The organism is Acidobacteriota bacterium (assembly GCA_040752675.1).
Classification (GTDB): Bacteria; Acidobacteriota; Polarisedimenticolia; order JBFMGF01; family JBFMGF01; genus JBFMGF01.
The window spans coordinates 1-24,140 of sequence record JBFMGF010000078.1; the positions used below are offsets into that span (position 1 = coordinate 1).

General features: G+C 49.7%; 19 protein-coding genes and 1 tRNA gene. 12 read left to right on the forward strand and 8 right to left on the reverse strand.

Annotation, left to right across the window (positions count from 1 at the left end; translation table 11 throughout):
* Positions 1-1,238, forward strand: a 1,238-nt coding sequence (locus tag AB1756_07465) for a cytochrome c3 family protein (protein ID MEW5807166.1), incomplete at its 5' end; no start/stop codon positions are given.
* A gap of 39 nt (positions 1,239-1,277) precedes the next feature.
* Here the strand turns inward: AB1756_07465 and AB1756_07470 are convergent.
* The 8 genes from AB1756_07470 to AB1756_07505 all read right to left on the reverse strand — a co-directional run bounded on the left by AB1756_07470 (position 1,278) and on the right by AB1756_07505 (position 9,357).
* Positions 1,278-2,135: a DUF1848 domain-containing protein gene (locus tag AB1756_07470; protein ID MEW5807167.1), complete on the reverse strand. Its 858-nt coding sequence runs from the start codon at positions 2,133-2,135 to the stop codon at positions 1,278-1,280.
* A gap of 65 nt (positions 2,136-2,200) precedes the next feature.
* Positions 2,201-2,650, reverse strand: coding sequence for a thioredoxin fold domain-containing protein (locus AB1756_07475; protein MEW5807168.1), 450 nt, complete (start codon positions 2,648-2,650; stop codon positions 2,201-2,203).
* A 162-nt stretch (positions 2,651-2,812) separates the two neighbouring features.
* Positions 2,813-4,138 carry a tRNA (N(6)-L-threonylcarbamoyladenosine(37)-C(2))-methylthiotransferase MtaB gene (gene mtaB / locus AB1756_07480; GenBank protein ID MEW5807169.1) on the reverse strand — a complete coding sequence of 442 codons (1,326 nt, stop codon included), beginning with the start codon at positions 4,136-4,138 and terminating at the stop codon, positions 2,813-2,815.
* Complete coding sequence (gene purE / locus AB1756_07485; protein ID MEW5807170.1) at positions 4,135-4,656, reverse strand: 5-(carboxyamino)imidazole ribonucleotide mutase; 522 nt, start codon at positions 4,654-4,656, stop codon at positions 4,135-4,137. The genes mtaB and purE overlap by 4 nt, the downstream gene beginning before the upstream one ends.
* 142 nt (positions 4,657-4,798) lie before the next feature.
* On the reverse strand, positions 4,799-6,073 hold the full coding sequence (gene purD / locus AB1756_07490) for a phosphoribosylamine--glycine ligase (protein MEW5807171.1): 1,275 nt from the start codon (positions 6,071-6,073) through the stop codon (positions 4,799-4,801).
* Positions 6,074-6,130: 57 nt separating this feature from the next.
* On the reverse strand, positions 6,131-7,909 hold the full coding sequence (locus AB1756_07495) for an N-acetylmuramoyl-L-alanine amidase (protein ID MEW5807172.1): 1,779 nt from the start codon (positions 7,907-7,909) through the stop codon (positions 6,131-6,133).
* 44 nt (positions 7,910-7,953) lie between these two features.
* On the reverse strand, positions 7,954-8,355 hold the full coding sequence (locus tag AB1756_07500; protein ID MEW5807173.1) for a secondary thiamine-phosphate synthase enzyme YjbQ: 402 nt from the start codon (positions 8,353-8,355) through the stop codon (positions 7,954-7,956).
* Positions 8,356-8,457: 102 nt separating this feature from the next.
* Positions 8,458-9,357, reverse strand: a complete 900-nt coding sequence (locus tag AB1756_07505) for a hypothetical protein (GenBank protein MEW5807174.1) — start codon at positions 9,355-9,357, stop codon at positions 8,458-8,460.
* A gap of 115 nt (positions 9,358-9,472) precedes the next feature.
* Between AB1756_07505 and AB1756_07510 the strand changes: the two genes are divergently transcribed.
* The 11 genes from AB1756_07510 to AB1756_07560 all read left to right on the forward strand — a co-directional run.
* A complete protein-coding gene (locus tag AB1756_07510; protein MEW5807175.1) occupies positions 9,473-11,524 on the forward strand; it encodes a carboxypeptidase-like regulatory domain-containing protein in 2,052 nt (683 codons plus the stop codon).
* 225 nt (positions 11,525-11,749) lie between these two features.
* Positions 11,750-14,563, forward strand: a complete 2,814-nt coding sequence (locus AB1756_07515; GenBank protein ID MEW5807176.1) for an ATP-binding protein — start codon at positions 11,750-11,752, stop codon at positions 14,561-14,563.
* A gap of 110 nt (positions 14,564-14,673) precedes the next feature.
* A complete protein-coding gene (locus AB1756_07520; protein ID MEW5807177.1) occupies positions 14,674-16,050 on the forward strand; it encodes a sigma-54 dependent transcriptional regulator in 1,377 nt (458 codons plus the stop codon).
* A gap of 206 nt (positions 16,051-16,256) precedes the next feature.
* Positions 16,257-19,433: a carboxypeptidase regulatory-like domain-containing protein gene (locus AB1756_07525; protein ID MEW5807178.1), complete on the forward strand. Its 3,177-nt coding sequence runs from the start codon at positions 16,257-16,259 to the stop codon at positions 19,431-19,433.
* Between the two features lie 255 nt (positions 19,434-19,688).
* On the forward strand, positions 19,689-21,083 hold the full coding sequence (gene cysS / locus AB1756_07530) for a cysteine--tRNA ligase (GenBank protein ID MEW5807179.1): 1,395 nt from the start codon (positions 19,689-19,691) through the stop codon (positions 21,081-21,083).
* 62 nt (positions 21,084-21,145) lie between these two features.
* Entirely contained in the window at positions 21,146-21,709 is a 564-nt protein-coding gene (locus tag AB1756_07535) for an RNA polymerase sigma factor (protein MEW5807180.1), read from the forward strand.
* An 18-nt stretch (positions 21,710-21,727) separates the two neighbouring features.
* The gene (locus tag AB1756_07540) at positions 21,728-22,354 is read left to right on the forward strand and encodes a hypothetical protein (GenBank protein MEW5807181.1); all 627 of its coding nucleotides are present in this window, start codon (positions 21,728-21,730) and stop codon (positions 22,352-22,354) included.
* An 82-nt stretch (positions 22,355-22,436) separates the two neighbouring features.
* Positions 22,437-22,991, forward strand: coding sequence for a hypothetical protein (locus tag AB1756_07545; protein ID MEW5807182.1), 555 nt, complete (start codon positions 22,437-22,439; stop codon positions 22,989-22,991).
* Positions 22,992-23,031: 40 nt separating this feature from the next.
* The gene (locus AB1756_07550; protein ID MEW5807183.1) at positions 23,032-23,421 is read left to right on the forward strand and encodes a YraN family protein; all 390 of its coding nucleotides are present in this window, start codon (positions 23,032-23,034) and stop codon (positions 23,419-23,421) included.
* 71 nt (positions 23,422-23,492) lie between these two features.
* Positions 23,493-23,567: transfer RNA gene (locus AB1756_07555), tRNA-Gly, on the forward strand.
* Between the two features lie 341 nt (positions 23,568-23,908).
* Positions 23,909-24,140, forward strand: a 232-nt coding sequence (locus AB1756_07560) for a helix-turn-helix domain-containing protein (protein ID MEW5807184.1), incomplete at its 3' end; no start/stop codon positions are given.

A 24,140-nucleotide genomic window follows, 5' to 3' on the forward strand; every position in this document is an offset into this window, starting at 1 on the left:
TTCTTTTCGTCTCCATACTGGTATCTTCTGCAGCTTTTGGATTGCTTTTCGGAGCGGAGGAACAGAAGGTTGCCCTTCAGGGGAAAGGCAAAGAGCTCTGTGTCGTCTGCCATGAAGATCTGGAAAAACTTGCCACCATGAAGTTCCAGCACACGCCGCTGAAACAGAACGATTGCTTCGTTTGCCACGATCCACACACGGCGGACCACAAGGGTCTCGTGAGGGAAGAGGATTCGGATCTCTGTTACCGCTGCCATGAAGCCGAGAAGGGGGGCTTTTCCCAGGGGGTTCGTCATTCACCAATCGAAACGAAGGGATGCCAGGTCTGCCATCATCCTCATGCCTCCAATTATCAGGACCAGCTTCTGAATGAGACATCTCCTCTCTGCTTCCAGTGCCATCAGCCTGAATTGGAAAAGATGAAGAAAGCTGTGACGCATGCTCCCTTCGTGAAAGGGGAGTGCATGAAATGTCATTCTCCTCATTCCTCGGCGAATGAATTTCTCATGAAAGGCGATTTTCAGAGAACCTGTTTGAGCTGCCATAATGCCACGCAGGAGGTTTTGGTCAGGGCTCACAGCGGTATGGATGTCCGTGGGAGTGACTGCGAGGGTTGCCATACGGCTCATGCATCAGACGTGAAGGGTCTCATTCACGAGCATCAGAATCAACCGTTCAGAGAAAGGGAGTGCTCGACCTGCCACAAGATGTCCTTGCCTGACCTGAAGAAGCTCGTCTCGGAGACCACGGAGCTATGCCTGATGTGCCATGAGGAGAAGAAGAAGGGCGAACCTCCTTCGATCTCGCATAAAATGGAGCTGGAGAAAGGGTGTTCATCCTGCCATACGCCGCATGCATCCGCTTCCCTATATCTCTTCAGGCGGAAGGAGTGGATCACCTGTCTGAATTGCCACACTGAAGTTTCCAATAGATTCTCTGCTAGCAAGTACTATCACCCGTCAAAGGTGGAGGGAGGAAGATGCTCAATCTGTCACAGCATCCATTCCGGAAAAAACGGGAAGCTCCTGGCATTATCCGGCTTGGACGTCTGCAATCAATGCCATGGCGCTCATTTTAAGTTCAGCCATCCGATGGGGAAGAATGTCAGGGATGTCTGGCATGAACGAGATGAGCTTCTCTGCACCTCCTGCCATGATCCCCACGGGACCAATTACAGAGCATTCCTGAGGCTCGATCCCGCAAGGGAACTATGCATTCAGTGTCACAAAATTAAATAGCAATCGTTCGATGATCTCCCGGGCGAGGAAATCATCGCGTCAGTTCATAGGGTTGGCGTTTGCGTAACAGTACAGGCAGCCGTGGGAGCAGGTGTCGTAAGTGCCGATGTCCCTGCTTGAGAAGCAGCCGCATCCTTTCCTGGTCGGTATCACCTTTCCAGTGAGGGATCTTTCTGGAAAGAGCTCTCTGAGGAGATCTCCATCAATGCAGTGCGCCTTTTCGATCAGCCCGCCGATCAGGTAATCACAGCAGCATGAAAGAAGTTTCATTCCATTGTCTGCAGCTATCCTGGAGATCTTTCCTGCGATGGCGATCTTCTCGTCGACGGGAAGGTCATAGCAATGGATCCCTGTTTCTTCCTCTAGTCTCTTCAAATTCCTTTTGACCTTTCCATAGTACTGGACGAAGCTCGTATAGCAGCGTTTTGTATATCCTTTGAGCTCCCTGGCAAGTTCGGCAAATCTCTCTATCAGATAGCCTGCATCGCTGATATCCGAGATGATGAGCGGATCGAAGCGCCAGTGAACATGATTGGGAGAATAGCGCCTGGAAATAGTCCTGAATTGATTAATGGCTTCATTCACATTAATGACATTCCGGTCAAAGGTCACCGGATGCCCCGTGATTGTGAAATGAAAGTAAAAGCAAAATCCCTTCTCTTCCAGTTCTCCAAGGTGTGGCAAGAGTCTGGAATAGTCTCTGGACCAGAAAACAATGGAATGGACATCTTCCGGTTTCAGAGAAACCGTGTGAAGAGTGCCGCCGAAGGGGTTCGTGTAAGAAGTCTTGCCCTTCCTGATCTGTTCCAGGAACCATCCCGTATGAAAGGCCGGGATATCGGTCCTTCTGCTCGCTGAGATTACCGTTGTTCTTTTTTCAGCAGTTAGAGTAACCATTCATTCGTTCGAGAGAAAATGCATAAAACGAGATCCAGAAGAGAATCTCGAAGAGATCCCTCCGTTCATCGGCGGGGTGTTCTCGATTGATGGGAGCGGTTGTTATTGATGATGTTCTGCGACACCTCGAGAAAGTATGCGGGAGGAAGGAATCCGTTGATCCTGTTGATCTCCTTTCCCCAGGAATCGAGGAAGACGACGGTGGGATAAGAATCAACTTTGAACCTTCTGACGAATGTGGGGCCGTCCCCCTTTTCGGCATTAATCCTGATAGTCACAAGGTTTTTCAAAAACTCGGCGACTTTCTTATCGGCGAAGATGTGCCTGTCCATCGCCTTGCACCAGGCACACCAGTCAGTGTAGAAAAAAATCATAATATCTTTGTTTTCCTTCCTTGCTTTTCCCAGGGTGAAACCGAGATCATCCCTGATAAATTCTATGTCGGAAAAAGTGGCCGCGGTCTGTGAAAAAAGAATCAGGATGATAAGACAGTGTGCGAAACCCCTCTTTCTCAAAAAATAGACCGCTCTCAAATGTAATTCCTTTCCATTTTCCTTGATCGTAAATCTCTCCGGGACTTCCTGGATTCTCGGAGGACATTTCTTTTCGTTTTCTATAAAAGTACAGGAAAACAACTCATTCTGCAAATAGTCCCAGCGCCTATACTGAGGCACTACTCAATGGGAGTAGACAATCTGGCCGAGTGTGTCATCGGGTGAGACACTTATGATGCGGCAGGGGAAAATCCGGTTGACATCATTTGGGCGTGCATCGACCCCGATCTCTATGTAGTTGCCGCTGAGGGCGCGGTACCTGCCGTCGTCTCTCTTTTCGCCGAGGATGATGATGTCCAGTATCTTTCCCTGGAACCTTTGCCGGAACCTGTACCTGAGATTCTCTCCCAGCTTTCTCAGGAGAGAAACCCTCTCCTTGATTACTTTTCCATTCACCTCCCCCTGCATCCTTGATGCTGGCGTATCGGGTCTCTTCGAAAAGGGGAAAACATGGAGGAAGTTTATGGGGGAGTTCTCGATGAAGCTATAAGTCTGCTCGAAGTCTTCGTCGGTCTCACCGGGGAAGCCGACGATGACGTCGGTGCCGATCCCGATGTCAGGGATCCTCTCCCTCAACTGCTCGACGATCCTGGAGTATTGCCATGTTCTATAGGGTCTGTACATCATCTTGAGGGTTCTGTCGCATCCGCTCTGCAGGGGGACGTGAAGATGATGGGCGATCTTTTCAGTGGAAGCGATGAGATCGATGAGGTCATCCGGGATGGTCGGCGGCTCGAGGGAATTGAGTCTGACTCTGCCGAGATCCTCTATCCTGACTATTTCTCTGAGAAGGCGGAGAAGTGAGGTTTGTTGAGAGAGGTCTCTTCCATAGTCGCCTGAATTTACGCCGGTCAGGACGATCTCCCTGAACCCCTTTTTAATCAGCTTCTTAACATTGTCGATAACGACTCGTGGTTCCGCGGATCGACTCTTCCCTCGGACCCTCGGGATTATGCAATAGGAACACTTGAGGTCGCAGCCATCCTGAATCTTGAGAAAGGCACGAGTCCTGCCGCTGAAGTGGGTCTCGAAAATATCGGGCACTCGTGCGTCATGAATGTCTGTTCCCGATTCCTCCATTTCCACCGGCATTTCCGTGAGCTCTTCAACGATTGCCCGTGGAGCCTTCTCATCCTCGACATCGATAACCATGTTGGCTTCAGGAAGAGCGCGCAGAGCATCTGGATCGAGCCTGGCATAACAACCCGTGACGATGATAGTACAGTCAGGATTCTCTCTGCGAACTTTCCTGATGAGTCGTCGAGATTGATAATCGGCCTTTCCGGTGACGGTACAGGTGTTGATGATGACGATGGAGGCTTCCTCGCGGCTCATGCAAGGAAGGAACTTCCTTCGGATGAGCTCTCCTTCGATGACGGCGGAGTCGAATTGGTTGAGCTTGCAACCGAGAGTCTCCACCTTGAATTTTGTTCCGGAGAATTGCTTCATAACTTCTGGATGATCTTCTCCATGTCGATCTTAGTCTTTTCCGAGGCCTTGTTTACCTTCCGGGTCAGCTCGTTCTTGAAGTTGTGGAGCTTACGGGATAATGCTCGATCGGAAAGGGAGAGGATCTGAACGGCGAGAATGGCGGCGTTGGCGGCTCCGGATTTCCCGATGCCCATGGTCGCCACTGGGACTCCGGAAGGCATCTGAGCGATGGAGAGGAGGGAGTCATGACCCATCAGTTCCGATGATGGGATGGGAATCCCTATTATGGGAAGGGTCGTTTCGGAAGCGATGAAGCCAGGGAGATGGGCGGCTCCACCCGCCGCGGCGATGATGACATACAGCCCCCTCCGGGAGGCCGATCTGGCATAGTCTCTGGTTTTTTGCGGGGAACGATGAGCCGATGCCACTTCAATCTCGAACGGGACGCCGAAGAGTTTCAGCAATCTCAAGCATTCTATGACAACGTCAAGATCTGAATCGCTTCCGAGGACTACGCCTACTTTTGCTTTTGCCACTGTTTTGACCTCCAGATTCTCCTAAATATATTAGCAGATTCTTAAGGATTGTTTGCTGGATAAATTTGAGTTTTATATTGCAAGAGCTTAATGCTTCTGACAGTTACAGCAATTTAAGAAGAAATTTGCATGGTCAATTGAGTCAGAGAGCGTCGAGGGCGATATCCTTTCGGAAGTGCATTCCCTCGAAGCAGATCTTACCCACGCAATCATATGCTCTGTTCCTGGCAACCTCGATTGTCTCTCCAAGCGCATTGATTCCGAGGACTCTTCCGCCGGAAGTGACGATATCACCATCACGGTTGAATGAAGTCCCGGCGTGGAAGACCTGCAGTCGATCGTCCTCTTTGATCAGATTGAGTCCTTTGACAAGCTTTCCTTTCTCAAAAGAGCCAGGATATCCCCCGGAAGCCATGACGACGCAGACGGATGCCCCATCGCTCCATTTGATATCCATCCCTTTGAGCGAGCCACCGGCGCAGGCGAGAAGAAGAGGAACGAGGTCGCTTTCCATGCGGGGGAGGATGACCTGGGCTTCTGGGTCGCCGAACCTCACGTTGTACTCAAGAACCCTGGGTCCTTTATCAGTCAGCATGAGTCCGCAGTATAGGATCCCTTTGAATCTTCTGCCATCCTCCATCATCCCCGTGATAGTGGGCTCTACGATCTCGTCCAGAATCTTTCGATGCTCTCCTGGACTCAGGTGAGCGGAGGGCGAGTAGGAACCCATCCCGCCCGTGTTCGGTCCCTCGTCGTTGTCAAGAGCCCGTTTGTAATCCTGTGAAGAAGCGAGAGGGATGAACTCCTCGCCATCGGAGAGCAGGAGGAAAGAAACTTCCCTTCCTTGCAGGCAATCCTCGATGATGATCCTTTCGCCTGATGCCCCGAAGATCTTCTCCACCATCATCTTCCTGACGGCATCTTCCGCTTCGCTGCGGTTCTGGCAGATGATAACCCCTTTGCCGGCTGCAAGTCCATCAGCCTTGACGACAGTCGGATAGCGGCACTCCTTGCTCTTGAGAAAAGAGACGGCAGCATCAGGTGAATCGAAAACTCTGAAATCGGCCGTTGGGATCCGCTTCCTCGCCATGAACTCTTTAGCGAATACCTTGCTTCCTTCGAGTCTTGCGGCTTCCGCGGAAGCGCCGAAGACCTTGAGTCCCCTCTTCTGAAATTCATCGAAGAGACCGAGGATCAGGGGAAGTTCCGGTCCCACGACCGTGAGATCGATCCTCTTCTCCGCGCCGAAATCGGAAAGCTCTGATATCGATGAGGGATCGATCGGAATGGTCTCCGCCACCGACGAGATCCCCGCATTCCCCGGAGTGCAGTAGATCTTGGTTACCATTGGGCTTTGCACCATCTTCCAGCAGAGTGTGTGCTCTCTCCCTCCGCTTCCCACAACGAGAATTTTCATCTTAGTTTCTTTCTGAATTTTCAAGTATTGTTCCACAGGAGATATCAAAGGTCAACATCAGGATTCTCCGTAGAAGTCGAGGAGTGCTCTGACGAAAGCGGTTGCCACCTTCTCGCGGAAGTCCGGTTCTCTTATGATCCTGGCATCATCCGCGTTAGTGAGGTTGGCGACTTCCAGGAGAATCTTAATCGGGATCTTGTTTCCCTTTAGAACGGCAGGGATCCACTCCCTTCCATGTCTGATGATCCGGTTCCTCACTGGAAGGTACTGATTGACTGGCAACCCCTCTTCTTTGAAGTAGAAGATAACTTTCTTGCTGAAATCCTTGGAGAGCGCTTCCGATCTTGTTTTCTCTTCTCCTGTGAAGGAGGCGTAGGGCATCTCCACAACTTCTTTGAAGCTCATGTACCGGCTGGAATTCCCATTTCCATAGCGGTCGGCTACATACCTCTTGCCGGGGAAGTAGACCATCGCCCCTTTCAACATGGGGTGCCGAGAGTCGGCATGGATGCTTGCAAAGACGATCTTTTCATCACTGATTCCCTCCGCCGTCAATCGGCTTTTCAGAGAATTGGCCAGATACCACCGGAGATTGACCGCCATGCTGGTGTCGCTGTTAATCCGGGCAAGAAAATTTGGGGTCGTGAGGATGTGTCCCTGCTTGTTCCTGACCAGCTTCCGTGAATCAGAGACTGCAAACTGAGTCTTCTTGTCTTCAATGATGGGAAGGACGACGGCCGACGTCTCAACCTCTATTTTTCGCTTGATCCGGCACATTATGTCGTAGACGTAATCGTGCTCCCAGATGCCGTGGGCCATCGTTCCAAGATCGACGCCCCCATGCCCCGCGTCGAGGATGACGTAGACCCCCTCCAGCTTTCTGGCGACGATTTTCTTCCTGTATCTCTCCGCCTCGTAGTTTTCGAGCTCATAGGCGATCCTTCTCGGGTCTGTTCTGGGCAGATATTCGGCGAGCAGAAGATCCGTCGGTATCTTGATCAACTGACCAACCGGGATATTCTTCATGTCCTTGATCCTGCTCCTCTTTGCGACGAGGGTCACCAGATTATTGACGTCATCAACCTCCGTCATTCCTGTGAACCTTATGACCACGGAAGTATAGAGAGCTTCTCCTTTCTTGATCCTGTATCCTGCGAACTCTCCTTCAGCGTCTTTCCCGAACGTCAGATCGCTGTCCTCCGGAAGCTGTGGTCGAGAGAAAACGGGAAGGAGGAGACGTTCCGGGATGATGATCTCTTTTCCGCTCAGAGAAGCGGGGTCTGAGATGTTGTTGATCTTCATCAATTCCTGGAAGTTCTCGCCCCGGCCCGTGAACCACTCGGAGGCCTGCCATAGCCCCACGCCGAAGGTTTCTATAGGGCTTTTGGAAGGATAGTGATGCCAGGCTCCCTTCTCGAACCGGTCTTCAGGGAATATGTTGACCACGGCAAGGTATTTGTATTCGTCGCGGAGGAGCTGATACGGAATCATGTATTCCTTCCCCTCGACGAGAATCGGATCTAGATTGATCTCCTTGAGTGCTTTCCAGTTCTCGGATGACACGGTGAATTTCTCCGCAAGCGTGAGATACCCCTCACCCCGCCTGGGAGCATACATGAGGACGATATCCTTGCCGTTCTGGAGGGATATCCTGACTCCAGGTAGAGCTTCCAGGACCTCTTTTTTCATCTGCTGCTCTTCTGACTTCCCCGCGATGGGAAGTAGATAAGCAATGGCTACGATGAGAAACATCAGGAGCTTCTTGATGACTCTCAAGTGAAGAGCGATTCTTTCGCTTGATGCCGAGAGGGTACCCGCTGCTCGTGAGAAATTCATAGCAGCTTATTATACAGGAAGTAGGTGGAATTTCCGTCCTGCTGTCATCTATCGGGGATGATCCTGGCAAGGATGCGCCTGTTTCGCGGGCCGTCGAACTCGCAGAAGAAGATCCCCTGCCACGTTCCGAGTACGAGACGGCCATTCTTTATGAAGACCTGCTGTGAGACACCCACGAGCGTCGATTTGATGTGGGAGTCGGCGTTCCCTTCCGTATGACGGTAGCCTCTTCCCTCGGGAACGAGTTTCGAGAGGGCTTCGGAGATGTCACTGGCGACGCTGGGATCAGCCGCCTCGTTGATGGTGATGGCGGCTGTCGTATGCGGAACGAAGAGGTTGCACGTTCCATTCTCTACCTTCGAAGAAGAGACCATCTTCTGAACCACGGAAGTGATGTCGATCATCTCAATCCTCTTTCGACTGCTCACACTAATTTCATGAATCATTAGTGCCTCGTTAAACAAGAACAATCGATTCTATCATTTGTAACCAACTTTCATCGGGTTACTCTTTTTTATAAGAGATTCGAATGAGCTGGAGACGACCCATCAGAAGGAGGGGATGATCTCGAATCTATATCCTTCCTTCACATCCCCGCCCGAAGAATCATCAGAGGCGATGAGCACGGAGTGGGGTGATGAATTGCCGACCTTATCCACTCTTCTGATTTCCACGGGTTGTCCCTTCCCGCCGCTGGTGAGGATCCGCCCGGCAAGGACGATCTCCACTTCTACGATCTCATCCGCGATGGAGAGCGGGATCATCCTGATATCAAGCTCTTCCTCGCCCAGTTTACCTTTCTTACCATCCTTTTCGCCAGCGAAGAGATGCAGGTAGTAGGATGCCGTCTGGCCAACGAGCGTGCTCAGTGAGTTCTGTTCGAGGAGGATCTCCTTTCCCTTCGAAATCCGATAGATGTTGAGTTGAAAGTGGACCTTCGTCGTGGATGGGTAAGCGATGCGGAACGTCTCCACATCCTTCAAGCTTGCCTTAAGGTTCAGGATGATCTTTTTATCTATCACTGGAGAATTGTAGATCTCAAGGAGGGATGATGACCCATCGTTCAATTCTATCTTCTCGCTCCTCCTGTACTCTGTTTTTTCCTCTGATTTCAGGGGCCAGACGTTCGAACTCACTTCAAGAAGGATCTTCTCCCGGTCTTTCGCATCGGCTATCATTTCTATCTCCAGACCGATGGAGTCCTGTCGCCCATCCTTTTGGAGGGGGAGTGTTTTCGCGAGGAACCCTCTTTTGCCTGCTGGTATTTCTGCGCTCAGCGAGGCGAGCTTTTCCGTTCCCGAGTCGTCCAGAGCAAGTATGTCCACTTCCACGGTAATACGCGTCTCTTTAACAAGCTTGAGAGGAACGACCGATGAGGAAGGCGAGGCCAGAATAAGTGAAAAGATCAGGAGGAGGGGGAATCGGCTCCAAAATATTATCTGGTTCATGGGATGATATTAAACAGCATGGACTTTTGTGTCAATATGAATTGACATTCTCAATTCAAGAAATTATAATCTCGAAAGATTATGCTTATTAACTCCGATTGGGGCGGAGGTTAGGATGCATCGGAAGGGAATCAGCAGGCTCCTTTTCTTCCCGGTATTAATTCTGTTCTTCTCATTCTTTAATGTCCTTCCATCAAGCAACGAGATCTCCATAAAAGGCATAGTAAGGGACAGCCTTGGGAATCTTCTCTCCGACGTTAATATCTTTGTCTCATCGGACAATTTCAACAGGGAGATAATCAACACCAGGACAGATGAAAGGGGTCAGTACACGCTTGAGAAGATAGCCCCTGGTGTCTATAAGATCGCAGCCGCTAAGAAGGGCTACCTGACAAATGTTGAAAACGTCAACGCTTCCTCCGTAGCATCGTTGAATCTCACGCTAAAGCCGCTCACTGCAGGAGCCGCAAAAGACGCTGAAAAGATTCCGGTGACCCTGGACTGGGTCAGACGAATTCCAAAGAAGGATCTCCTCAAGAAAGTGGAAGCGGCTTCCGTGCTGGAAAGAGGGAGCCATGACGATACGGCCGAAGCGATGGCTCGAAGAACCATTGCACGATCGTACGGTTTTTCGACTCCGGATTCGCTTCCTTTCATTCTGGAACTTAAACAGGTTGCATCGCGAGAGATGAGCGGAAATGAGCAGGAAGGCAGCGGTGACAGGAAGAACAGCGTGGCACTCTCATTCTCAGGGAATATAGGTTCGGACCTCAAGATTGAATTCGAAGGGCAGAGGAAGAAATGGAAGGAAGCTTCCGACACGGATTCTCTGTTCGATTCCCTCAAGAGAGACGCCAAGCTGATGGGCATCATCGGCAGTTATGATCTTGGAAAATGGGGGACGCTCGGTTTCAAGACATTTTACGGGACCGATTCTCTTACTATCAAGGATGAGCGGTTCTCCGGTCTTTCTCTCTTCGAGGGAAGCCAGAGAGGATGGGGCTATTCAGCAGGATGGCAGAGGAAAGACGACGATCTGGCAATCCAGGTTCAGATGTCCCATGCCGGGATGAAGTTCAACGGCGATTTGCCGTATATGGGGCTCGATGGATCTCCAGATGATCCCTGGAGCGTCAAGAATCAGGTCATCAACGCTTCCGGGAATTTTCAAGCTTCACTGACAGCGGAACATGAGATAGACATAGGCCTGAGGACCCGGTTTTACGATAATTCCTATCCGCTCTTCCGTGTAACTTCACCTTACGACACGCATTCCTATTACGGCCCTGGTGAGATGGGCAAACATCTATTCTTCTATGGAAAGGATCACTGGGTCATTATTGCCCCGATCACAATCGGTCTTGGAGTCCAGTACTACCGCCTCTATCATTCCGGTGATGTTCAGGTAGTAATCCCTGTCTTCGAGATCGAGTACAGAGCGAAGTCCGGCTCGATCCTGAAAACGGAGCTCTCCTATGCCATGGATAATATTCTTTCAGGCGGGGATAATTCCGGGAGAGCTTCCTTCGGTGCTGGAAACCCATCGGGCCATGAGAAAGATATATCTTGCAAGATCGATCTGAAAAAAGAGTTCGGAAGTGGCTCAATAAGTGCCAGAGTCTCTTATGCCCCTCTTCTTCTAAGCGCAGAAGAAAAAGCATCAGAGATGCCATGGAACGATGTTGCTCTATACATCACGGATGGAAATGCTTCCCGGGTGGGAGCAGGTGTATTCGTTGAAAAAAGATTCAAAGTGATAAATGGGGGGATTGGCCTTGACTATGGCGAGGTGAAGGGGACCTTTGCAACGGTTCTGCCTGACGATATTCCCCTTCAGATGTTCCGGCAGGGAGACATGAACTACCTTCTTGCAATACTCAGGGCATACAGTAGCGAGAGTGATACGGAGCTTTCCGTTCGATACCGGAAAGTGAGAGACTGCATTTACGAAGAGGGATCTTACGAAAGCGATCTTCCATTTCGGTATTCCATGATATCCATCCAGGTGAACCAGAGAATCCCCATCGTAAAAGTCAAGGGGGTTCAACTCAGGGCGGTCGTTGAGTACGATGATATTCTCGCATATGATGATTCGAGGAGCAATCCGCTCGCGGGTCTTCTGGTGCCTGCCAGAAGGGTCGGTGGTGGATTCTTGTTCAGTTTCTAAGCCTAACCGTCAAGCTTCTCAGAAACAATCCCCGACAACTGGAAATCCAAAAGTTAGAATAATTCTTTATCGGTGTCCAATTAATTGAATTACAACTCTTTCTCATGCCGTTCTAAAGCTATAATGTCATTATTTTAAAGGAGTTGTATGTTGGCGCTTTGAAAATCGAATGGCATATAAATTGCTCCTAAAGCTCTGAAATCGGGGATCTTAATGCATGCCGGCTTGAGATTAAAGCTGAAAGCTGCGCTGATCATAGTGGCAGCCATCATTCTTGCCATCTCTGGATTCTACAGCATTTACTGGAAGAGCATATGGCGGCTTCCTCATGATGGAGTAATATGGAGCCCTTCATCGGAGGGTCCGGTAGCAGAGTTCGTGGAGCCAGCCGGTCCTGCAGCCCATGCAGGAATCCAGAAAGGAGACACCCTTCAATCCATTAACGGCAAATCTGTTAAAAGCGTCCTTTCAGCGGAAGATTATCCCTGGAGAGAGAAAGGTGAGTCCCCTCTTGCTTTAAAGGTCAAGAGGGGGAACGAGGTGAAAGAGGTCTTTCTCATGGTTTCATATGAAAAATCAGGAGATCTTTCCTACTATTACCTCGCCATTGTCGGCTTCTTCATGCTCTTCACCGGAACCTATCTTGCCCTACGGATGCGCGTCAGGAAGTTCATCTCAATCTACTTTCTGCTGTCCATCACAATCTTTGTTCTCTTTGTTTTCTCACCAACGGGAAGAAATTCCTCTGGAGACAGGCTCCTCTATGGTGCCGACCTCATGGCAAGGATATTCCTGCCCGCTCTCCTCATCAATTTTGTTCTTGTCTTTTCTCGCGGTCTCGTTGTATCCAGAAAGCTGGCTATCCCGATCGCGTATATCCCATCCCTCCTGATTCTTTTGCTGAACATCCATTTTTTTGTCTTCAGAGGGGTTTATGATTTTGCAGATCCCGTCAGGGCTCTGGAGATCAAAGATCGCATGGAGCTTCTCCTCATCGCCTTGAGCGTAATCGCAGCAGCTGCCATCCTCATCAAGTCTTATTTCAAACTGGAATCTTTCTACGATAGGGCCCAGATACGATGGATGATCTGGGGCATCGGGCTCGGATTCGGTCCCTTCGCCCTGATCTACGGGATCCCTTACGCCCTGGCAGGGGAAGTTCCGCTATGGACCGAATTTTCTGTATTTCCTGTCATCATTCTTCCCCTCGCCTTCTCATCGGCACTGCTGAAATATCGTTTGATGGACCTGGACCTTTACCTGAAGAAAGGGTTATTCTATCTCTCCTTAGCCTTCTTCACACTGGGGATCTTTGCAGCCGTCTCCATTGTGATCGAGAGACTTGTTAGACCGGTCTACGATCCAGGCGAAAAATTCTTTGCCTTTCTCGCGGCCCTCGTAACAGCCTTCATCTATCCCAGACTGAGGAAGGGCACCAGATATTTAGTCGAGAAACTTTTCTACAGAGAAAAATACAACTTCCGGCAGTCTGTCCTCTCATTCATTCAGGATCTGAATTCTCATGTAGATATGACCTCGCTGGTCTCCAGCTTCAGCAGGAAGATCGTTGCCACGCTCAACCTTAAGGGGGCTTTTCTCTTTCTGAAAAATGACGAGAAGAATATTTTTGTGCATTCGGAGGGGGACGTCGGGAGGAATATCTCCATCGATGAGAATTCTCCAGTAATAAAAAGGCTCACGCATTCTGATTTCCTTCCGCTGTTCGAGCCCGAGGCCAATGGTCTTCAGCAGGAAACGGCAGGCCTGCTTTCACATGGAATCGCCTATCTCTTCCCGATGAAGGTGAAGGGAGAATTGAGAGCCATCCTGGGCACCGGCGAGAGGAGCGAGGGAAGCCCGCTGAACTCGGAAGACCTGCTCCTCATCGCAACCCTTTCGGGCCATGCTGCAGCGGCAATCGAGAGCGCCAGGCTGTTCGGAGAGGTCAGCAAAAAGGTGGGCGAGATCAACAGGTTGATGGAGCACAAGGAGAGCATTCTTGAAAGCAGCAAGATCGGGATCATGGTCATAAACTCCTCCGGGAAAGTGTTCAACTGGAACAGAGCCCTTGAAGAGATCCACGGCATGGCCCGAAACGAGGTTGTTGGCAGGAGCGTCGCCGAGATCTTTCCCGCGCATCTTGCCAGGCACATCCTGGACAGGGTAAACAACAATCCTGGAGGAAAGGAGAGGGCCTACCGTTACACCTTCATCAATCGTACCGGAAGAAGGATCATAGTCAACATCGCCATCTCTTCCCTCGAACAGAAGACCGACTTCCCTGTTCAGTATGTCGTCACATTCGATGATGTCACCGAACAGGTGAAGCTGGAGGAAAAGCTTCTGAGGCAGGAGCGTCTTGCATCCATCGGGCTTCTGGCGGCTGGCGTGGCTCATGAGGTGAACACGCCTCTGACGGGAATATCGAGTTATGCGCAGATGCTCCTCGAAGAGATGGACAAGGGCGACCCGAGATACGAGATACTTAAGAAGATCGAGAGCCAGTCCGCAAGGGCGTCGAGTATTGCAAACTCGCTTCTGAAGTTCACGAGGGGAGACAGCGAAGCATTTGAAAAGATCGACATCAACGAGATTATTGAGGATAGCCTTTCCCTCTTCGAGTCCCAGCTCCAGGGAAAGAAGATCGATATCGAAAAGAATCTGGGAAATGGGATTCCTCTGTTGCAGGGAAGCAAGAACAAACTCCAGCAGGTCTTTCTGAACATCCTCTTGAATTCGAGGGATGCGCTCGAATCGGGAGGTGGCACGATTAAAGTGGAAAGCCGGTTCGAGAATGAAAAAGCGATCGTCGAGATCTGTGACAACGGTGTCGGGATCGCCAGGGAAGATATCAGCAGGATCTTCGACCCGTTCTTCACGACTAAGGGACGGGGTAAAGGGACCGGTCTTGGTCTCTCCATTTCCTACGGGATCATCAAGGAGCATCAGGGGGAAGTTTCGGTGGAGAGCGTCCCCGGAAAGATGACCCGGTTTACCATTGAATTCCCTGTCGGCATGGAAGCGAGGCTCATGGTCTGAAGCGCTCGCATCATCTTTCTTAATTATTCATTAAAAAGTATAATAAGGAAAAGCTATGAGGGGATTTTCCTATCTCCAGAAAAATTCTTTTTGCATGAGATGAGACAGAAATGAAGGAGCGAAAGATCCTTGTTGTGGATGATGAGGAGATCGTCCAGGACGTTCTGGGGTCCCTCTTCAGGAAGAATGGATACCGGGTCGCTCAGGCAATGAGCGCGGAAGAGGGGTTGGGCAGACTCGACGGCGAGAATCCTGACCTTGTTCTTCTCGATATCCTCCTGCCAGGGATGAGCGGTCTCGAAGCTCTTGGAAAGATCGTCGAGATAAACCCCGCTCTTCCCGTCATCATGATGACGGCTTACGGAACCATCGAATCTGCCGTCGAGGCGATGAAACTCGGAGCCTTCCACTACCTGACAAAACCTTTCAAGAACGAGGAAGTCCTCAACCTTGCTGATAAGGCCATCAAGCAAAAAGAACTGAAAGAAGAGAATCTTGCGCTCCGAAAGGCCATCACCGAGAGGCACCGGTTTGAGGAGCTCGTGGGGAAGAGCAAGAAAATGCTCGAGATTTACCGGCTAATCGAGCAGATCGCACCCAGTAGGTCGACCGTTCTTATAGAGGGGGAAAGTGGCACGGGAAAGGAACTAGTGGCGAAAGCGATCCACAATAAGAGCCAGAGGAGTTCCCATCCTTTCGTAGTCGTCAATAGCATGAACATTTCATCGGAATTACTGGAGAGCAACCTTTTCGGGCACGTGAAGGGAGCCTTCACAGGAGCGACGAACGACAAGAAGGGGCTCTTTGAGGTCGCCGACAAAGGTTCAATCTTCTTTGATGAAATCAGCACCATCAAAGGTGATGTCCAATCAAAGCTTCTGCGCGTAATACAGGAGAGGGAATTCCTCCCGCTCGGTTCCGTGGATAGCAAGAGGGTGGATGTGCGCATCATCGCCGCCACAAACGTAGACCTGAAGAGGCTCGTTGAGGAGGGAAACTTCCGGGAAGATCTCTATTACAGACTCAACGTCATCAACATCGTCCTTCCACCGCTCAGAGAGAGAAAGGAAGATGTTCCTCTTCTCGTCTCCCACTTTCTTGAAAAATATTCTGCAGAGAATGGGAAAATTCTGACCGGAGTTTCGAAAGAGGTCATGGCCTTGCTGATGAAGTACCACTGGCCCGGGAATGTCAGGGAACTGGAGAACTTTATCGAGAGGGGGGTCGTTCTGGCTTCAGGGGATGAGATCGGGATGGATCTGGTAGCCGAAGAGATTACCCATGTCAGACAGACCATGCTTTCTCCCTTTAGACCTGAACAGAGCGAGATGCTCAGCCTGAATAAAGCCATCGATGACTATGAGAGAGGACTAATTACCGAGGCCTTGAGGAGATGCAGAGGAGTGCAGAAGAAAGCGGCAGAACTTCTGGGGATAAAACCCACGACGCTCAATGAGAAGATCAAGAAACTCCAGATCAAAATTTAGCGCTGCTGTATTACTGCAGCAGGAAACCCATTTCCGACTAACTTCAGCTTATAATTAGATGAAATGGAAGTAATATATATATGACCTTGACAGAAAGGGGGTCAGGTGGTATAAGAGCAATTCGCCATATCAACACCTGCAAGGAAGAAACTGGGATAGTCGCTCTTAAAAACACGCTTTCAAAGATAAGGGGGTTTGGAGGTCCTATGAATCTTCGCAGAACCATATGCACGCTGGTGACGCTTTTTCTGGCCATTTCTACCGCCATGGCGGCAGGCGCCATTCGCATCAAAGTCTTCGATGAGAAAGATCTCCCCCTGCCAGGGGCAACCGTCGTCCTTTCCAATAAGGACAAGCTGATCGCCGATATGCCGCTCATCACGAATGTCCAGGGAGAAGCCTTCTATCCTATTCTACCGGTTGGTTCAAACTATGAGTTCGTCGTAACCTTTCCGGGTTATGCTCCTCAAAGGGTAACTGATATCAAAGTCACGGGAGGGGACCAACCACAGGATTTTCTCATTAAGATGATTGCCGAGATCAAGGAAGTCGTCAAAGTCACGGGCAAGAGAGAGCTCGTAAAAACGGAGGAAACGCAGACATCCACGACCTTCTCGGATCAGTTCGTCAGCGAATTACCCATCGCTGGACGCGACTATCAATCGGTTCTCTCCAGAGCTCCGGGCATCATGGATGAAGACCAGGATGGAAATCCCAACGTGAAGGGATCAAGGGAAAGGGACTTCAAAGCGGTGATCGATGGCGTGAGCAACGTGGATCCCCTGACGGGAATGTTCATGTCCAACGTCAATCCTGATGCCATCGAGGATATCGAGGTCATTACAGGAGGAGCGGGCGCAGAATATTCGAGAGCACAGGGAGGTTTCGCCAAGATCACTACAAAGCAGGGAAGCAATGAGTTCAGTGGCTCTACCAGTTTCTATTATCGCTCAAGATTGCTGGATGGGAACGGAGCAACGAACCTTCCAAAAGACATCTTTGCCGATTATAAGTGGTTGAATCCCGCCCTCTCGCTGAGCGGGGCGATCATAAAAGATAAATTATTCTGGGCCGTTTCACACGAGTATTTTGATATTGGCATCCCCGTCAATACTCTGACGAGCGCTATTGTTATTACGAACAAAAGATCGAGAAACTTCGATAAGCTGACATGGCAGGTTACTGGAAAGAACAAACTCATCTTTCAGGCTTCGGCGGACCCAAGTCGGTGGGAAGGACTGGGAATAGATTCCTTGACAGATCCAGAATCGGGATTCATTTACGAGAGTGGTGGACCCACTTACGCCATAACATGGCAGGTTCCGGTTTCACCGAAGCTGCTCGTAACGTCACTCGTTTCCTATTCAAATGTGGGAATCGATATCCTTCCGATGACTTATAATGCAAAGAATAACTGTCTGTACGATCCAAGCAATGAAGACATATTCCCCGGATCTACAACCGCCAATTGTTATGACATAGCCACGGGCGAAACAAGCGGGTCGTTCTTCCGCACATGGCGGGATGAGCGACAGAGGTTCACCGTCAGGACGGACTGGGAGTACTTTATCGAGAAGTTCCTGGGGACGAGCCACAGAATCAAGACGGGGATGATTCATGAGAGGGAAAGATATTTCAGAGAGATCGAATTGCGGCCATTCATAATTTTCTGGGCGGGACAGACCTCGGATGTGGTTATCCCAGGTCAGGAACCTCGCACGGAATTTGCAGGATATGCAGATGTTTACAACTTTATTCCGAGTACTTCCCTTGGAAAAGCTACTGGATACACGACGGGATTGTATTTTGAAGACAGCATCAAGCCGATCCGAACATTGACTATCAATCTGGGACTTCGCGTTGACAATGAAGTTATAGATTCTCCCGGGTATCATGATCTCTATCCCCTGGCCGAGAAAGATGGCTTCGAGAATATCCTGTACCAGGCAGGAAAAGATTACATTCTGAGGCAGGGGTGGAATCCTGACGATTATAGTGAGCAACAGATCAAGGCGATAGGAGCGGATCCAGAGAAAGGTAATGGACTGCCCCCTGCCTTTAGTGCCTTTACTGGATATGAGAATGAATATTATCTCTGTGCGACGCTGGGTGATTGCTCCAGAGTCGGATACGTCAACTATTTATGGCAGAAGACAAGGAAGAACGAGGATTTTCAGCTCGCCAACACCAATATTGCGCCGAGGTTAGGATTCTCATGGGATCCCTGGAACAAGGGTAAATCTAAGATTTATGGAACCTTTGGAAGATACTATGACAAGATCTTTCTGGCTGTTCCATTATGGGAACAAGCACCCGTTGAATACGAGGCAATTTACGGGCTGAGCGGACAGGGAATCAGTGGTGAGGATGCGAGACGAAAAACTATCATCGATCCAATTCCCTATTACACGTCCGGGGTTACCCTGACAATGATCGACAAGAATATCAAGACGCCTCATTCCGATGAATTCACGCTGGGATTCGAAACTGAGATCGCCACGGAGACATCGATCCGGTTGGAAGTCAATAAAAGGGATTACAAGGATCAATTACAGGACATTGATATTAACCATTACGCCGGAGACTACGGCGATAACACCAAGTGCAATCCTGCGACGGGAACGGTAAAACTTGGATCCCAGCCCGATGGAATCCTGGACGATTGCACGGGGAGGTATGAAGCTACAGGAGAAATAGGCAACTTTGGCCCCGTCTTTAATTTCTATCCAGATGGAATACCGGATATCTTTGTTGCTAATCCCATGTTCAATGAGATTTTCTATATAGGGAATTTCAACAACGCCGTTTATAAAGATTTTGAAATCTCCCTCAACAAGAGGAGGCATCATCACTGGGAGCTTCAGGCAAGCTATGTTTACTCAGTCTCCAAGGGAGATGCTGAAGATTATGCTCAGGGACTTGGCGATGATCCAACCACACTCGATGATGAAAAGGGATACCTCAGCACAGACCAGCGACATGTCATCAAGATAAATGCAACGACGGAAATCCCGCAATGGAATTTCAGGGTGGGAGCGCTGGTTACATGGGAATCGGGGTTGCCGTATTCCATCATCAAACAGGATGTCTCCCTGGATTCCAATAATCCCTATCTTGCAACCCAATGGCCGGCTAAACCACGATTCAGGACAACCTATCCCACGCATCAGAGGAATGATCAGAGGAACGAATCATTCTGGACTTTCGACGTAAAGTTCCAGAAGGATCTCCTCATCAAGAAGACGCTGGTTTCTGTATTTGCCGACATCTTCAATGTTCTCAACGAAGATCGATTGAGAATATGGGCGATCGCCAATCGCAGGATGATCGGTGAAAGAAGGTTCGGCAGGTTCTTCCAGGTCGGATTCAAGATGAAGTTCTAGCCGCGCCAGAATCGAAGAGCATGAGAAAAGGGGGCTTTATGCCCCCTTTTCTTTTCCTGCAACCTGTGCTTACCCGTGCGATTGGAAGAAGAGTTTCAAGAGCTCCATATCTTGCATCGTATGAGCTCAATATTTCTGAAAATTACAATAATCGAAGGACGAAAATTGAGGATACTCCCCGGTTGGAGAAATTGACAAGGAAAAGGTCTTCCTGTAAATTCTAAAGTCATGACAGCTGTGAACGGGGGAAAGTAGATATATATGATTCATTTCTTCAATACACTGTCGGGGCAGGTGGAGGCGTTTAAACCAATTGAGGGCAACAAAGTGCGCATGTATACCTGCGGCCCGACAGTCTACGACTTTGCCCATATAGGAAATTTCCGCACATATGTCTGGGAAGATCTTCTCAGAAGATATCTGAAATTCAGGGGTCTGGAAGTGACTCAGGTGATGAACATCACGGATGTGGAAGACAAGATCATCAAAGCCTCCCTGCAGAATAAGATCCCGATCGATGAATATACGGCGCCTTACATCGAGGCTTTTTTCAAGGACATCGATGCTCTCGCCATCGAGAGAGTGGAGATCTATCCCCGCGCAACTCACCATATTAAAGAGATGATCGATCTGGCCGTCTGCCTGAAGGAGAAGGGTTACACGTATGAGACGGGCGGCTCGCTCTACTTCAGAATCTCTTCCTTCAATGACTACGGAAGGCTCTCCAAACTGGATAAAAGAGTCCTGAGACATGGAGCAAGAGTGGACAGCGATGAGTACGACAAAGAGAACGTGCAGGATTTCGTCCTCTGGAAAGGAAAGAAAGAGGGAGAACCGTTCTGGCCGAGTCCCTTTGGCGAAGGAAGACCGGGCTGGCATCTGGAATGTTCTGCCATGAGCATGAAGTACCTCGGCGAGACCTTTGACATACATACCGGGGGAGTGGACAACATCTTTCCTCACCACGAGAACGAGATCGCCCAGAGCGAAGCCTGCACGGGCAAGAAGTTTGTCAACTACTGGCTCCATTCCTCTCACCTTCTGGTCGACGGGGAGAAGATGGCCAAGTCGAAGGGGAACTTCTACACCCTGCGTGAACTCCTGGAGAATGGTTACCGGGGGCGCTCCATCAGGTATCTTCTTCTCGCGACTCATTACCGGAAGAACCTCAACTTCACTTTTGAAGCTCTCAAGCAGGCGGAGCAAGAGCTGGAACGGTTAGACGATTTCAGATACAGGCTGGAAAGTGAAAAAGTTGTTGCCGGAATGAACGAAAGACTTCAGGAGAAGATCCGTGAGGCGGAGTCGGAGTTCATTCAGACAATGGACGATGACCTCAATATCTCTGGTGCCATTGGAGTCATCTTCAAGCTTATCAGGGAGGTCAATATCTCCTACGATCGTGGAGAAGTTACCGCAGGAGAGAGGGATCGGATTCTTTCGCTGCTGCGTTCCTGGGACAGGGTCCTTGGCGTCATCGAGAGAGGAAGGGAGTTTATAGATGAAGATATCGAGAAGATGATAGCGCAAAGAAACGAAGCAAGGAGGAATAAAGACTATGGGACAGCGGACAGGATCAGAGCCGAACTCCTTTCCCGGGGAATCGTTCTTGAGGACACGCCGCAGGGTGTGAGATGGAAGAAGAGGTAATGTAGAGTCTTCTTCCATTAAACTTTTTTAATGAAAATCCTGTCCAATAGTTAAGAGTTTTCATGGAAGAGACCCGATCGGAAAAAGCCAGGGGCGGGGAGCTTGATCTAATCGAAAGGGCAAGAGCCGGTGATCGGGAAGCATTTGAAGCTCTGATGAACAGGTACAGAAAAGATATCTATCATCTGGCTTACAGGATAGCCGGGAACCACCACGATGCCGATGATATAGCCCAGGATACCTTCGTCAAAGCTTATCTTTCGCTGAAGAAATTCAGGGGCTTTTCCTCTTTCAGGACCTGGATCTATTCCATAGCCCTCAACACGGCAAGGACCGTTGCGGGGAGAGAAGGAAAGTCAAGGAAGGTGATGGTTCCACTGACAAAAGAAACGATCATGATGGCTCCGGAGCGGAAAAACGCCGAACCTGAGACAGAAGTAAAGGAACGTCTTGCCGAATTGATGCGGCTCCTTCCGGCACGACAGAGGGAGGTGCTCCTTCTCAAGATATTTCACGGGATGAAGCACCGGGAGATCGCGAGGGCCCTGGGAATAACAGCCGGGGCAGCCAAGGCGAACCTCTTTCATGCCATAAAATTTCTGAGGAGCAGACTGGAAGAGAAATAGCAGGAGGAGATTTCAACCATGAGATGCAGTGTCGTTAATAGACTCATCTTTGAAAGCCTTTGCGGGACAATCAAGACAGAGGATGAGAAGGCCCTGGACGAGCATCTGTCCATCTGCAGGAGATGCGCGCTGGAAAAGGAGAAGATGGGACAATTGCTGGATCGGATCTCCCGGCAGGAGGAAGTCGATCCCGGTGAAGCCTACTGGGGCTCCTTCAACGAGAGGGTATTTTCAAAGATTGACAAACGCTCCCGGGAGAGGCGATTGATCATGCCGATTTCCCCATGGAGATGGATAGCCGCTGCTGGAGCCGTCGCCATCTTCCTCATTACTATCCTTTTTTCTTACAGATACTCGATTCAGAAACAGCCGCAGATTGCTCGCTATGAGATGAGAGTCCAGGAGGCGATCCAGGAGGTGGGTGCAGAAGAGATTGATGATCTCCTCGAGAGAGTGATACCCTTCTATCAGCAGGATAGTCTCTATTTCAGGAGCCTCGATGTTCTCTTCATCAACGGGAAAACCGCACCGGTCAGCATCAACGCCTTTAATGGCGATGACTTTATTCCCTATTTCCGCCTTGAGGAAATGAGCGATAGTGAGAAGGAGAAGTTGATCGAGCAGATGGAATCGGAGATGATTTAGAATGAGATCTGATACCGTAAAGGATCTCTGATGGATTTTTCATCGTGAAACGAAGCAAGGAAAATACAATGGAGAAGTAGCCATGAGGAAAAAATTAGTGGTTGTTCTTATTTCCTCGTTTCTTCTCTTCTTGCTGGGTTCTCTCACGATGGCTCAGGAGAGAGAGCAGCTCCGGAAGCAGAGGAGAGAGAAGGATTTAAGAGAGACGATCAAGATTTACATGTACTACAAGATGAAGTCGGCTCTCGAGCTCACCGAAGAGCAGGATCAGAAGATCATCCCCATCGTTGAAGAGATGGAAGTAGAGAAGCACAGGTTCATGGAACAGAAGAGGCTCCTCCTGAAGGACCTGGAGGAGATGCTGGCCGATACGCGCACAAGCGATGATGCGATACTGAAAAGGCTCGACCAGCTCCATGAAATGGACGAGAAATTCAGGAAGAACGAGGAAGAGATTCTTTCGCAGATCGGAACCATCCTGAGCCCAAGGCAGAGAGCCAGATTCCTGCTCTTCATGGTAGATTTCACCAGGGAGTTACAGAACAAGATCGAAAACATCAGGAGGATGCAGGAGAACGAGGACATGAGGAGGAGAAGGATGTCTGAACAGCACGATCCTGGTCGGGATGATGAATGAGAGGCGCTCGAAAGGAGAATAATGAATCGCGGTTGAGACGATGAAGAAAGTGATCGACAAGGAGAGACTGTCTAGGAGGCACATCGGGGCGATGGGGGAAGAACTTGCCGCAACGTATCTTCAGCGGAAGGGTTACAGGATCATCGAGAGAGGATTTCGAACGAGATACGGCGAAATAGACATCATTGCGGTAGATGGAAATGTCATTGCCTTTATTGAGGTCAAGATGAGGAGAAGCGAAACCTGCGGAGTACCAGGTGATGCTCTCGATCAAAGAAAGCGGGTACGGATCGCAGGCATGGCGAATCATTTCATCTCCATGAAGCGGTGGGATGATAGAATTTGCCGTTTCGATACGGTACTGATCTCCGCTACCTGCGATGGGAGTTACGAAGTCGAATTGATCAAGGACGCCTTCCGGATGGAATAGCGAATGAAGAACCTGGAATGGGGGAAATGCTTGACAGTTGTGGGGTGCTCTGTTATATTCACACGCAAAATGCGGGAATAACTCAGCGGTAGAGTGCAACCTTGCCAAGGTTGAAGTCGCGGGTTCAAATCCCGTTTCCCGCTCCAGAAAGAAATCCCGGAAGCTGTCTTTCCGGGTTTTTTATTGCAAAAAAGCCCGCCATTTAGAACAACAGCGGGCTTATGCCCTATCGGCTACCCTATCCTTTCAACGCTCGATAGGGGGAGGTAGTAATATTATTCTTCAACAACAGTCATGATAAAACATAATGCCAATTTTTTGAAAATGCAAATATAATTTTTTAAAATTATATATATAATTATATATTTTTAAGTATTTAATTAGTAAACTCCTCCTCAGCGTACTATGGACGAATTTTGAGAATGTAAGATATTGAGCTTCGTAAAAAGAATGGAGCATTCTCATATTTTTAGCTATAATTGGGGGTATGAGACCCCAAGGAACCCCCCAACAACTGGAGAAGCGACGCCGACAGGCCATCCAGTTGTTGAAGCAAGGAAAACATCTGTCGGCTGTAGCCCGCCATCTGGGTGCCTCCAGGAGTTCTGTCTCTCGTTGGTATCAAGCCTACCAGAAGAATGGACCCGACGGTCTTCGCCCCAAACCGATTCCGGGACGCCCTCCCAAGTTGTCTCAAGCCCAGAAAGAGGAGCTTGCGA